The following is a 13,421-nucleotide window of genomic DNA, read 5'->3' as shown; positions in this document are numbered from 1 at the left end:
CGAAAGTCAATATCAATAAGTGCATGATCAGGATGCTATAATGAGGGGAATTGTGAACGTAAAAGTACTTCCTTTTCCAACATCACTGTCGACCCAGATCTCGCCACCATGCATTTCCACAAAACGTTTCACAAGTGTAAGGCCAAGTCCTGTTCCCTGCTGGACCTTTGTATTCATTTCTTCGAGTTGCTGGAACGGACTAAAGATAGTTCCAATATCTTCTTTGGCAATTCCCATTCCCGAATCCTTTACACTAACATAGAGCAATTCATCCTTTATGTTCGCAGATACGACAACAGTTCCGTTATTTGGCGTGAACTTTACTGAATTGCTCAACAGATTGTAGAGTATCTGTTTGAACTTGGTCTTGTCAGCCTCAACAACAATGGTATTGTCTGCAATATCGGTAGATATCTCGATCCTCTTTTTTTCGGCCATGGGTGCGACCAACATGTTCACTTCCTCTATCGTAGAAGATACGTCGAACTCTTTGGGATGCAGTACCATCCTTCCAGCTTCGATCTTTGAAAGGTCAAGAATATCGTTGATAACATCCAGCAAGTGTTTTCCGCTTGAATTGATGTTGTTCGCATACTTTTTTTGTTTATCATTGAGGGTTCCGAAAGTTCCCAGCAGTAACATTTCAGAGAATCCGATTACAGCGTTAAGAGGAGTTCTTAATTCATGGCTCATATTGGCAAGGAACTTACTCTTCTCAAGGTTCATGGCCTCTGCCTTGATCTTTTCCTGAAGGACATCTTCAGCTTTCTTTCTCTCAGTGATGTCTCTTATGATAGCCATATCCGCAGGCTTCCCATCGTATTCAATATAAGAGGCAGTTAGCTCAACCGAGATCTTCTTGCCATCCTTAGATAAAAAATCTAATTCGTATCTGTACGGAATAGTCGGATCGTTTTTTATTCTCCTTTCGTACCTATCCAGTACCAATTCCTTGTAATCTTCAGAGATAAAATCCAAAAGTGGTAATCCTATTGCTTCCTCTTTTGTGTAGCCAGTGATCTCGCCAAACTTTGGATTTACGAACTTGAGCAGATAGTCCTGAATAATAATAATACCATCATTTCCTTTTTCAACAATGGTGGAATATTTCTCTTCGCTTCTTTTCTTCTCTTCTATATAGCCTTCAAGAAGCACGTTCTTCGCTGTAAGCTCATCTGTTTTTCTTTTGACCTGATCCTTAAGTACTAAATTTAGTATGATCAGAAGAGAGAACACCCATACTACGATGGCCAAATATGGGAGTAACTCTTTAATAAGATCTTCATTTGGTTGAGGTACTTCCTGTGAAGTTGCTCCTTTCAATGCTAAATATGAATTCATATCATTGAGCAGGTCGATATTGTTTCCATCCGCAACTGCAAAATACTGTCCAAAAGGTTCTGTTTCTATTGGGGTTACTTTCACATGATAACCGCTACTGTAATAATTACCAAAAGTATAGGGGATTATTCCTGCATCTGCTTTCCCGCTATCGATATATTCCAGGATCGTGATGGTCTCAGCGACTTCAATATAGTTAGCTTGTACCCTATATTTTTCCATCCTTTCTTTAAAATAATTAAAACTAAAGTCCTCTTCATTTCCTACTATCGTTTTGCCTGAAAGGTCAAGTATGGAATTTACTTCGAGCTCTGGAGTTACATAGACCTGACTCCAGTAGACATGTGCGGGTTCTGTTGTAAAATTGAATACTGCATCCCTTTCTTCAGTATACGCAATATTGGTGACAATATCGACCTCACCGTTTTCAAGGAATTCAAGTGCTTCTGCCCATGTACACTCTACGTATTCGAGCTCCCAGTCATTCTGCTTGGCCATGTCATTGAGAAGATCAACAGTTATTCCGGCAGCATTACCATTCTCATCAGTGAATATCATTGGTTCATACTGATACAGTGCAACTTTCACTTCTCTTGCATTAACTGGCGCTGTCATTGAAAATAAGAGTATCAGGACAATTGCTGTGAATAATATCCATCGGGTATTTGCTTTGTAGGGCATGTTCAAGTATCCGAGAAGTCAGGGTAACTCAAGATCAATTAGTGCATAATTGGGAGGCTATTATTTTGTGCTTTATAAAATCGATTTGGTAATATAAATGTGTTTTGATATCAAAAATGTATTGTGTTATAAATTTAATCAATTAGGCAAAATAGGTCCAGTATTTCATTCAAACCTGAACCTGGAAATAGCCACTCCAAAAAAGAGAATCGCCATAAGCAGTAGCACCCCTACTTCTTTCAAAATCCCGGCAAGTCCCAGGTCAAAATAGAACAGATCATAAAAACCCTCCATTGCCCAGGCAGTGATGGTAAGACGGGCCAGATCCTGCATGAACTGGGGTTCAATGAACAGCGGCCACCAGGAACCGCCAATTGCAGACATTATCAGTACGATCATGTTCGAGACCGAATCCGCCTGATCCTTGGTTGTCACAAGTACTGCCACCAGCAGACCGAGTCCTGTGCTGGCCAGTGTGATGGCAGAGATCAGTACTATCAGGGCCACCATGCTACTTCCCAGGTCCAGGTCGAAGACCACATGTCCAAATGCCATCAGGACAGTGAGTTGCACAAATCCCCTGAAAAATGTACTGGCGATCTTTCCTCCGATTATCTCGGGTTTGCTGATGGGGGCAGTGACAAGCCTTCTCAATGTCCCGGATTCCCGTTCCTTTAAAAGACTGACCGCTCCCACGCCAATGGTCGTGAACAGGAGGAACATGACCGCAAATCCGGGTACATACTGTGTAAATGGTGTAAATTCCTCCAGTCGGGAAGAGGTACTCTCTGTGACCACCTGCACTGGAGGTGGTTGTGTGAACTGTTCTGCCACATCCACGACCTGATCGATCTGCTCTTCACTATATACCGGAACTCCATAGGCAGCCACAGTCTTGACCGCTACAACGTTGGTAGATATCCTGCTGGCATAACCTTCCACGATCTTCTCGACAACTGTATTCTGGTCCTCTTCGGTTGGATCGGTGATTATCAATAGTTCGCTATCCTGTCCTCTCCTCACGGTTTCTGTAAAACCATGTGGAATGATGATCAATCTGCCGTATTCCTGGTTCCTGATCCTTTCTCTGGCTGCAAACTCATTGGATTCCATGTCCACATCCAGTATATCGATATCTTCCAGAAACTCCACAAATCCCTTTGAGATCTCACCATTGTCCAGATCCACTATCAGTACATCGATACCGATATCCTGGCTGAACGAACCACCCAATGCCAGCCCTGCCACTGATATTATGACCATGGGTAAAATGAACATCAAAATAAGGGCATTGCGATCCCGAATAAGGATCTTCAGGTCCTTGGCAGCAATGATGTGGAACTTCATGTCTTACCTCCTCAACCTGGTGCCTGTCAGGTGGAGGAACAGGGTTTCCAGATCGGGTTCTTTTATCTGGATGGACTCCACCTTTGTCCCTGAAGCTGTCAGTGTTTCGATTATGTGTGCCATTAATTCCCTGCCCTGCACCAGTTCGATGGTCATACTTTCGTCATCCACAGACACCTCTTGAACGTTATCTATCCGCTGAATAACGTCCAGGGCCTCTGGGGGGATAGCTTTTGCTGTCACCTGGATAATGTCAGTTTCACCTACCATTTTCAGCAGCCCGTTCAAAGTATCCAGGGCAATGAGCTTTCCTTTGTCCACTATGGCAATACGATGGCACAATTTCTCTGCATCTTCCATCTGGTGTGTGGTCAAAAGTACGGTCATACCCTGCCGGTTAAGGTCCTGGATGGTATCATATATTCTCTTACGACTCTGGGGATCAACACCGGTGGATGGTTCATCCAGAAACAGTATCCTGGGATCGTGGAGCAGTGCAACAGCAATGTTTATCCTGCGTTTCATCCCCCCTGAATAACCCTCCAGCTTGTCGTCTGCTCTATCTGTAAGACCCACCATGTCCAGCAATGCTGTAATCCTGTCTTTCATTCCCTTCCCGGAAAGCCCGTATATTTTTGCATAAAATGTAAGGTTCTCCCTGGCTGTTAATGTATAATACAGGCTGATCTCCTGGGGCACGATCCCGATGATCTTCTTTATATCATTGGCATTTTTTTCCACATCGAAACCGTCGATGGTCACCCTTCCTGCAGTTGGTTCCAGCAGGCAGCACAGTATAGAGATGATGGTGGACTTTCCTGCACCATTGGGACCCAGCAGCCCAAAGATCTCACCTCTTTTGATATCAAAAGAAACATCTTCCACAGCTGCAAATCCATCATATCTTTTGCTCAGCTCTTTCACGTTAATGATGGCATCATCGATCATCGCTGTTCCCGCCGTTTCATATAAACATATACCAATGCTGTCAGTATCAGCAAACTTCCGCCCAGCATGAATGGGTTCTGGTATATTGCACCGCTGTCCTCAGGCTCCCCGACCTCTGCAGGCACATAGATCGTATCTGAGATCTTAGTTCTTCCCTCGTGATCTTCGTACTCTATCTCGGCTTTAATGGAATATGTCTTGGCAGTGGCATCCGGGTCCACGTCGATATTGAACATGGTCTGAACCTCATCACCAGGTTCCAGGTCTCCCAGGAAAGCCGTATGGTCCGTACTGCTTAAGGGGTCCGAGAGCCTCAATCTGGCAGTAGCTCTGGAAGCTGTCTCTTCACCCGTGTTCTTGAACTTGATACTGAGGATACCAGAACTTTCAGGCAGCAGTTCGCTTTCCACTCCAATTACCTCAAAATCGGCCTGTTCCCTGATGATGACAAAAACATTGTGGTTTTCATTCACTTCCTGATACAGAATATTACGGTCGATCTGGTTGCTGGTAACATTCCCTTCCACATGTACATCTTTCTGGAACTGGTATGAAAGGTTTACTTCCAGGGGGTAAGTGCCTGCGGTTGCATCTTCCCATACTTTGATCTCGAACTGTAGGGGTTGGGATACCTGACCTGAAAACAGGGTGCCTGCACTTTGTGAAGGTGTCTTTATGTCCAGCGGTGCATCCTTTGCTGACAGGGATACTATCACCCCAACAGCCGTAGTGACATCATATTCCATTTCCTGCTCTATGGTTGATAATGCGATCTCATTGGCATCATCGGGCTCGTTCTCAGATTCAAATCCAAGGATCTTGCCCTGGTTCATGATCTGTATGAGCACAGCGGAGGTTTCGCCCCTGTCGTATTCAGGGTTGCCCACGATGTTCACAACCATTTCAGGACTGCCGTGTACGGTAAAATAATCGCCATTGAATGTCCATTTATTTGGAGGAATTGTCTCGCCATGTACCTGAACCGTAGACAGTGTCAAGAAAAGCATTGCAAGTATCAATAGTCGTTTCATAACCGTACCCCATACACATTTTTCGTCTGATCATATATAATACAACCTCAAACGAACGTTTCAACGAATATTTTTCGTACTTCGCTTAATGTAGATATAGATTCCAGCAGCACCCACTATTATAATGGCAAGCAGGTATCCAAACAACATCGCACTGCTATCAGTTTCCTCCACTGTAGCCGACACCTTCATCACATCAGATGTTCGGGTATTGCCGTTGCCATCCTTGTATTCTACCTCAGTATCGATACCATAGGTTTTGGCCAGTGCATCACTTTCCACTTCTATACGGTAATGCGTCTGGTATGAATCGCCGGGTCCAAGGGTGCCCAGAAATGCCTCATTATCGGTTGTGGTGAATGGGTCTGACACTGTTATCCTGGCCACTGCATCCTCAGCCACTTCATCTCCTGTGTTCCTGTATGTGACGTAAAGAAGGCTTTTTTGATCTGGTATCAACTGGGACCTGACACTCTCAACGATAATATCGGCCTTGGGCTTCACTTCAATATGGATGGGCAGGGTCTGGTTCTTCGTGACATACCAATAATCTATCTTCTGGTTCGGATAGCCATCAACCTTAACGTCACTCTGGTATTGATAGTTAAGATCCAATGTGAGCTCATATGTTCCGGAGGGGGCATTCTTGAAGATCTCTATGTCGAATTCCATCGGGAGTGCTATCTCACCGCTCCTGAGATATTCCACATTCTGAGGCGTGCTGAAAACCCTTATTGGTGCTTCGTCAGGATCTTCCAGGGTACCCTGGATATTTATTGCTGTGGTAATGTCATATTCAAGATCAAGTTCCGTGCTGGCATCCATGAGCTCATTAGGTCCCAAGGGCATATTTTCAGTATCAAAGGTAGTTGTCTGACCGGTATTCAGCAACCGGACGAATATCTTGGAAGTTTCCCCGCTTTCAAATTCAAGGTCCCCTATAACAGAACCCGATAGCTGTGGTTCTCCTGTAACATCATAGTAATCATCCAGGAGTTCTCCAATGTTGGGGGGAATTATCTCAGAACTAACATTAGGGGTTGCTGCAAGCAGTAGAAAGACTCCTAACAACACCAGCACCTTTTTTGACATACTCATATCCCCCTTCATTTTTGGACCATATAGGACGCAAAATGCAATTTATAATTTAACTTTGTCACTCAAAATAAATATAAGTGTGCTTGGTTTTGTTCGATCCTATCAGAACTGCAACAAAAACTGAATGCATAAGACCAGTTCTAAATAACAATCTATTTTTTATGATCGGAAAGATATGCGGAGAAAGTTTTGCCCCCTATTGATCTATCCAATGATGTCGTTTATGGGGGTGCTGAATAGTTGCAACAGGTAGACATTTATACAATAGTTATTCAAATGTAATAATGGGGGTCGAGGTTAGTGCAACCGTTACATAATAGAGTTGTGTGCTTTCCTTTGAGTTTCTGCCTTCCGATAATTTGATCTAATTTATGTGAATTCTGTGCCCTTTCAGTAAGGTGTTCGGTATGAAAATGGATGATGTGCCTCTAAAAATAAAATTGATCCTATACATAGGGTTCAGTGTTCTTTTAGTGATGGCTGCTACTACAGCTATCATTATTTCTACCAGCACGTCCCAGCATGAGGACCTCGCATATAAGAAGTCCATAGAGAAAGCAAGCAACTATGCAAACCAGTTCAATTCGGATATGCAATCGAACATGGCCATTGCAAGGACAATTGAAAACACGCTTACCGTTTACAATTCCTCTGATAGGGATGAGGTCAATGATATTCTAAGGGAGGTGCTGATCGCAAATCCCAATCTGATCGGTACCTATACAGGTTTTGAGCCCAATGCTTTTGATGGAAAGGATGCTGAATATGCAGGTACTGAAGGGTATGATTCCACAGGCCGTCTTGTACCTTACTGGAACAAGATCGGTGGCACCATGTTCGTGGAACCCCTTATTGACTATGAGTCATCAGATTACTACCAGTTGCCAAAACAACTTGAGCAGGAAGTACTGACGGAGCCATACCTGTATCAGGGGGAACTTATTGTTAGTTATGTATCTCCGATAATAAGGGATGATGAGTTCGTTGGCATCGGTGGTGTTGATGTATCGCTTAACTATATTGATGAGATCGTTTCCAATGTCACTGCTTTTGAGGCCGGTTATGCTTTCACTGTTAGTAATACCGGCATACTTTTGTCCCATCCTGTGCACAAGGAATGGATCGGGATGAAGACCCTTAATGATTTCAACGATCCTGAAATCGCAATCATGGCAGAGGATATCCTTGTCGGGCAGGGGGGGAATATAGAGACAGTTGACCCGACCACAGGGGAGGATGTGATCATATTCTATGAGCCGGTCCGTACGGGTAATTATTCTTTTATTCTGGTTATCCCGAAAGAGGATATGCTCGCAGATGTCACAGCCCTGCGGAACGAACTTATACTCATCTCATCGCTTGCACTTATTTTCATGGCAGGTGCAGCCTATCTCGTCGCTATGTCCATAACCCGTCCGATAAATGAGATCGTTTCCAATTTTGAGGATATCTCTGATTCTGCCCTGAAAGGTGATCTGAACAGAAGGGCTGAGACGGATGTGGGGGTGGATTTCAGGAAGATACCTTCTGGCCTGAATGATATCCTCGATTCATTACAGACATATTCGGATGATCTGGAAAAGGCCAATAAGGAGCTTAAATCACTGGACCAGATGAAGGACGTTTTCCTCTCAAATGTCAGCCATGAGCTAAGGACACCGCTTACCAGCATAAAGGGCTATACTCAGAATGTGTATGATGAGTCCCTGGGTGATATCAACGGCCCACAAAAAACATCACTTGGAGCCGTGCTTCGTAATGCCGACAGGCTCAGGCGCCTGGTAAATTCTCTGCTATATATAAGTCAGGCACAGGCAGAGACCATTGAATACAATTTTAAAGAGTGTCATATGGCGAAAATAATAAGCGACACCATCATGGATACCATCATGCTCGTTGAAGCGAACGATCTCCATATCGAAAAGAAAATACCTTCAGATCTCCCAACCATCGAAGCCGATGAGGCCCATCTGGTCGATATGCTGAACAATATAGTAGATAACGCCATCAAGTTCACTCCTCCTGATGGTATGATCACCCTCGGAGTATCTGATGAAGAAAAGGATCTGCACCTCACTGTCAGTGACACTGGAATCGGTATTCCCAAAGAACTTATCCCAAACCTGTTCAAAAAGTTCTACCAGATCGATTCGTCCATAAGGCGAAAATACGGTGGAACAGGACTGGGTCTCTACATCTGTAAAATGATCGTTGATGCTCATTCCGGTGAGATCTGGATCGAGAGCGAACCTGATCAGGGGACCACTGTTCATATCAGACTTCCAAAGGTCAGGGATGGTGGGGAAGTTGGTGGAAGTGAGGAATGAGCTATCTCTTTTTTTATAGGTCCACAATACTATTTATTGTTAAAAAAGTAAAAAAGTAAAAAAGTAAAAAAGTAAAAAAGTAAAAAGTACGTCCCCAGCATCAATTCTTCAATGCAAAGTACATACTTCCCATGGCCACCAGTGTGATCAGAAGGCCGATGATCCCGCCTACATACGGAATTTCTGTAAGGATCAGCACTATAAGGAGGCCGACTGCCAGTATGGCCCACTGGTTATATTTGAAGCCCGCTTTTTTGAACGTAACCTCTCCGATCCACATTGCAGTGTATATCTTTGCTATTATCAGGACGATGGCCAGCAGCAATAGCAGGAAGAGTGCAATTGGGATGCCGATGACGGTTATTAAGAGGATGACTGCTCCTATGAATGAGCCTATCAGTATCAGCAGTCCCACTGCGATCTTCTTGAGAGGTTCTTCCTGTATTTTCTTTGCGATCTCATCGGTCTTTTCCGGGAAGACCAGGATGGACATTACACCCAGAGCGAACAGGAATATGTAATATGAGATCTTGCCAACGATGGCTATCCCTTTGAATACTCCGTCAGCATCGGAGCTGTCAGCACGCTCTCCTCCCCTGTCAAATTTGATATCTTCCCCTACAACACCGGTAGGTATTGGTATTTCTTTGGGGGTGGTGTATTCCAGGTTACCTTTTACGCTTGAATCGGGTTGGATGGTTATATCTGCTGAGTCCAGTTTTGCATCCCCTTCGACATTACCTGAGAGCACCAGTGAACCTGCTGAGACCTCCAGTAAGCCTCCGAAGTTTCCTGCAAGATTTGCATCGCCACTTCTTATGGTCGTATCACCGCCAATGTTTGCAGTCTCAGTAGTGGATACTGTGCCGGCAGCTATCAGAAGATCGTCACCTATCCAGCCGCTAAGTTCGAAAGTTCCACAGGCGACCCTCGCATCATCGCCGATAATGCCGGTAATTGTCACATCACCTGCAGTAACAATAAGATCCCCGGAAACGTTCCCGTTGATCTGCACAGTACCTCCGGCGGCCACGACATCTCCAAGGACATCCCCATTCACTATCAGGGTGTCTCCGGCAATGTAAACATCATCTTCTACCGTTTCATTGATGACCACCAGGCTACCGCTCTCGAACATACTGGATGCGGTTGCATTAGCTGTAAAAGATAACAATAACAATAAAATTACGAATATCATCCATAGACTATCTTTCAATTTCATATTACCCCACCTTTCAATTTTTAATGTAAAGTTTGGGATTAATGACTATTAAATGTTTCTAAATTTTGAATAACTTATTTAAAAATTGATGGAGTGCAGACAAATACATCTGATATGGAGCATGTCGGGAGACTAATGAGTGATTTCAAAACTCTAAATACTACCTCATACAATTATTTGTATGGCGTATTAATGAAATTTGAAGAACTTTCCGATTTACAATGGGGACTTACTAAATCTTTCTTACCGCCACAACCAAGTACTGGTAGAAAAAGAATTTATGGTTGAAAGATCACCAATGGTATTCTTTGTTTATAACAGGATATTGATGGGACTCAGAAAACTGGTTATCAGGTTATAATCTACGTGAACATAATTAGCATAAGTGAATATGTCTAACTATTATTCCATATTTGCAACAGTTATAACAAGGGGGATTTAATGAATATTTTGCATATTTCGGACCTGCATTTCGGTCCACGACACTGGTATGGAGACGATCAGATCCTGCTGGAGATGATCAATTCATTTGATGCCGATATTGTCATCAATACCGGAGACAATACAACAGATGGTCTGGAAGATGAGTGTGCTGATGCGGGTCATTTTCTAAAGGCACTTAAGTGCAAAAATGTCATTTCCACCTTGGGCAATCATGACAAACGAAATATGCGATCCCATGAACTATTCCATAAATATATTGACAATTCCGAGATCATCTCCATCGCTGAAACGATAAAAACACGCAAGAAAAACATTTTTTTAAACCGGGAAATTACCAAGGTTGATGAGAATTTCACCGATATAAATTTTATCAGATCCATTTCGATAAATGGAAAAACTGTATTAATTATCAGTATCGATACCAATGAACTATACAGTGATGATGGTTATGTTGAAAAAGAGATCCTGAATGCTGTTTCAAAAGAAATTGAGCAGACAGAATATGACCTGCCTTTGTTGATCACCCATTATTCGATTTTAGGTACTGACGAGTCTCCTCTAAAAAATTCTGCAGACCTGATTGATTTTGTACAAAAACATAAAATTGAATACGTTTTTTGTGGCCATACCCACGAACTGGAAATTATGCGAGCCAATGATCTATATCGAGGTCATTCCTTTACCCATTTTATGTGTGGCAGTTTGTCCTCCAGTAATCATCCCAAAGATGATAATATGTTCTTGTATTATGAAAATGTGGGTAGCGAGGACATGCATCTGCATCTGATACGGATCTTTTTGGAGATGGGTAAGGTACATTTCAAACAGGAAAAGGTCTTTTAAAAGAAATGGTGCAGTGAGGGAAACAGTATGGAGAGGTCTTTTGATGTTGAAAATTAAATTTTGAAATGGGCTCAATAAAAAGGAAAGTTACCATAGTAAAGATGATATCGAACATTATAAACAATTTGTTCTATCAATTGATAATCGATGAAAAAAATGATATTGGTAAGTTGTTGATGTATGGACATGCTGAAACTTCGAAGTTCCAGACATGCCAATACGGTTAGCCCCCACGACTTTTCAACCCCGAAAAGTTAAGGCTTTTCGACAATATTGCTTAAGGTCAAGAGAAACGGCATAACTCTCGACCTTTACTTACTATATAAGTTTTTTAGTACTTAAAGTAAACGCCGTTAACAAACTATGAATTTTTGCAGAGCATAGCTTGCGCAATAAATTTGCAAAAAATAATACTATTTAAAAGTTATCGTATTTTATTGTCTAAACTTCTAATACTTTGAATTCTATTTTTTTAATATTGACACTATAGTGATAAACACCTCTCAATTAAATTGCTCTTATATATCATGGAAGACTAAATTTATTTGAGTGCGGGAAGACTTCGGCAATTTGCATATATTGTCACGATAGGTAAATATAAATAAGAACTGAAGTAAAGCTACAGAATGTTAACACTGTTAACCGCGCATCAGAGCCGGATAATCTTGCCGGTACATGTACAGCAAGCCAAAAGCGCTGGGAATTTGGAGTGTTTGAAGCTTCACATATCCCGAACGAACAGGTGGTAACTTAATTGGATGAACAGATGAACAAAAAATATCTCGCCAACAAATTATTTGAAACCCAGTTTGCACTGGAAGATCTCAGGGAGATAGTCAGGCAGTCTCTACCTACAGGTATGAGCAATGACCAGTCTGCACGCTACGATGAGATCGTATCTGGACTTGGCGGCCTTCTTGAGGATCTTGGTAAAAAGAATGGTCAAACACAACCCGTAAAGATCGTGGGTGACCTTATGTGCCGGACAAGGGAAGAGGAGTTCATAAATATCCAGCCTATACAGGCCGGAGGGAGACTTACCCCTGAAGCACGTAAAGCGGTCATAGCCTATGGGGATGGATACTCGACCTGTGACAACTGCCGAAAACCGTTCAGGCTTGATAAGATCGAAAAACCTTCCATCTCAACCTTCCACACGGACCTTGCAGAATTCGTAGGTATGGACCAGGCACGTGTGGTTCCCGGAGCTAGACGAGGTTTCCAGGCGGTGGCTTCCACAATTGTTGGAAAAGGTGACACTGTGGTAGTATCGGCATTTGCCCATTATACTGAGTTCCTTGCCGTGGAAGGTGCTGGAGGAATTGTAAAGGAAGCTCCTGTGAACGAGCATAACATCCTCACGGCTGAATCAGTTGCCCACAAGATCGATGAAGTGAAAAGAGAGACCGGCAAACTTCCAGTTCTCATAATGATCGATCACTTCGATTACCTGTTCTGTAATGAACACGACATCTATGGTATCGGAAAGGTGGCGCAGGAATACGGTATCCCGTTCCTCTATAATGGCGCATATACCGTGGGCATCATGCCGGTAGACGGCAAAAAGATAGGTGCGGATTTCGTTGTCGGCTCAGGCCATAAAAGCATGGCATCAGTAGCTCCTTCAGGAGTGCTGGCGACAACTGAAGAATGGGCTGATAAGATATTCAGGACCACTCAAATGGTCGGTGATGTCACTGGAAGAAAATTCGGTATAAAAGAGGTCGAGTTCCTTGGATGCACACTGATGGGAGCTCCATTGCTGTCAATGATGGCATCGTTCCCGCATGTGAAGGAAAGGACAAAGCACTGGGACGAGGAAGTCAAAAAGTCCAACTATTTCATTAACGAGTTCCTGAGGATCGAAGGGAATGCGGTGCTTAGCGAGTTCCCGAGAAAACATGCTCTTTCCAAGGTGGATACCACCGGAAGCTTCGACAAGGTAGCAAAGACACACAAACGCAAGGGATACTTCTTCAGTGACGAACTGAAGAAACGCGGGATCGCAGGCGAGTTCCCCGGTGCCACAAGAAGCTGGAAACTGAGCACATACGGACTTTCGTGGGATCAGATACACTATCTCTCCGATTCTTTCATTGAGATAGCCGAGAAATACAATATTAATATTAACTGAGGTGT

General features: G+C 43.2%; 9 protein-coding genes. 3 read left to right on the top strand and 6 right to left on the bottom strand.

Annotation, left to right across the window (positions count from 1 at the left end):
• Window positions 1-27: 27 nt before the first annotated feature.
• The 5 genes from AC20MK_RS06700 to AC20MK_RS06680 all read right to left on the bottom strand — a co-directional run bounded on the left by AC20MK_RS06700 (window position 28) and on the right by AC20MK_RS06680 (window position 6,440).
• Window positions 28-1,956: an ATP-binding protein gene (locus tag AC20MK_RS06700; RefSeq protein ID WP_487355102.1), complete on the bottom strand. Its 1,929-nt coding sequence runs from the start codon at window positions 1,954-1,956 to the stop codon at window positions 28-30.
• Window positions 1,957-2,187: 231 nt separating this feature from the next.
• Window positions 2,188-3,369 (bottom strand): ABC transporter permease, encoded by a 1,182-nt coding sequence (locus tag AC20MK_RS06695; RefSeq protein ID WP_487355101.1) that lies wholly within the window; start codon window positions 3,367-3,369, stop codon window positions 2,188-2,190.
• Between the two features lie 3 nt (window positions 3,370-3,372).
• Window positions 3,373-4,317 (bottom strand): ABC transporter ATP-binding protein, encoded by a 945-nt coding sequence (locus AC20MK_RS06690; RefSeq protein WP_487355100.1) that lies wholly within the window; start codon window positions 4,315-4,317, stop codon window positions 3,373-3,375.
• Window positions 4,314-5,348: a COG1361 S-layer family protein gene (locus AC20MK_RS06685; protein WP_487355099.1), complete on the bottom strand. Its 1,035-nt coding sequence runs from the start codon at window positions 5,346-5,348 to the stop codon at window positions 4,314-4,316. Before AC20MK_RS06685 ends, AC20MK_RS06690 begins: the two co-directional genes overlap by 4 nt.
• Window positions 5,349-5,408: 60 nt before the next feature.
• Window positions 5,409-6,440, bottom strand: a complete 1,032-nt coding sequence (locus AC20MK_RS06680; protein ID WP_487355098.1) for a COG1361 S-layer family protein — start codon at window positions 6,438-6,440, stop codon at window positions 5,409-5,411.
• A 413-nt stretch (window positions 6,441-6,853) separates the two neighbouring features.
• Here AC20MK_RS06680 and AC20MK_RS06675 point away from each other — a divergent pair, with 413 nt between their 5' ends.
• Entirely contained in the window at window positions 6,854-8,773 is a 1,920-nt protein-coding gene (locus AC20MK_RS06675) for an ATP-binding protein (RefSeq protein WP_487355097.1), read from the top strand.
• Between the two features lie 100 nt (window positions 8,774-8,873).
• On the opposite strand, the gene AC20MK_RS06670 is transcribed toward AC20MK_RS06675, so the two are convergent.
• Complete coding sequence (locus AC20MK_RS06670; RefSeq protein ID WP_487355096.1) at window positions 8,874-9,995, bottom strand: DUF8173 domain-containing protein; 1,122 nt, start codon at window positions 9,993-9,995, stop codon at window positions 8,874-8,876.
• 441 nt (window positions 9,996-10,436) lie between these two features.
• Between AC20MK_RS06670 and AC20MK_RS06665 the strand changes: the two genes are divergently transcribed.
• A complete protein-coding gene (locus tag AC20MK_RS06665) occupies window positions 10,437-11,282 on the top strand; it encodes a metallophosphoesterase family protein (protein ID WP_487355095.1) in 846 nt (281 codons plus the stop codon).
• A gap of 754 nt (window positions 11,283-12,036) precedes the next feature.
• Window positions 12,037-13,416 carry an O-phospho-L-seryl-tRNA:Cys-tRNA synthase gene (pscS, locus tag AC20MK_RS06660; protein WP_487355094.1) on the top strand — a complete coding sequence of 460 codons (1,380 nt, stop codon included), beginning with the start codon at window positions 12,037-12,039 and terminating at the stop codon, window positions 13,414-13,416.
• The last annotated feature ends 5 nt before the right edge of the window (window positions 13,417-13,421 follow it).

The sequence above is a fragment of the Methanococcoides sp. DA23 genome (genome assembly GCF_057593895.1).
Note: the sequence above shows the minus strand (reverse complement) of the source record. Positions and strands in the feature narration are given on the sequence as shown.